Origin of the sequence: Gilliamella sp. B2969, from assembly GCF_026536195.1 — a bacterium.
GTDB lineage: Bacteria > Pseudomonadota > Gammaproteobacteria > Enterobacterales > Orbaceae > Gilliamella.
Map to the genome: position 1 here is coordinate 1 of NZ_JAFNOP010000030.1, position 527 is coordinate 527.

Consider the following 527-nt stretch of genomic DNA (forward strand, 5'->3'; position numbering starts at 1 on the left):
GCTATTATTGACGCCACACTTTGCGTTAGTTAAGTCTTTGACCTGTGGCAGGCGGTAACCGCCGCCTAAATTGCTACACCAGGATGAGGTGTTAACATAAGTATCAAATTTATCTCCGCGGTTGACGAACCACTGCTTTAACTCAAAACCATAACTTACGACTTCACTATTACTACTATCTTTACCGACTAACACAAAAGTCTGCGGCAAGGTAGGAGTAGCAAGACTACCCGGTGTGGCTGAACTCCGTTGGGATGCTGTTGCCACCGGACCTGTGAGGGTGACGCGAATGTTATTAGCATTATCGGGCGATGGCGTCACGGTGGCGGTAATACCGCCTTGGCTGACTGTTGGCCATGTCAATGCTGAACCTTTAACACCAGCTATGTCTAAATCAAAATACAGATTATTAGCACCAGTAGTCGGGAAGTTACGACTGTAACTTGATGGCTCAGAGGACTGCACCAGGAAGCCTTTACCTGGAGTCCAGATATCAGCGGGACCGGCACTGTCGCCGCCACCCCAAG

General features: G+C 49.1%; 1 protein-coding gene. It reads right to left on the minus strand.

Annotated features, from left to right (window positions below):
* The coding region (locus J3U66_RS12795) for a hypothetical protein (protein WP_267349253.1) at positions 1 to 465 on the minus strand (465 nt) is incomplete at its 3' end.
* Between the last annotated feature and the right edge of the window lie 62 nt (positions 466 to 527).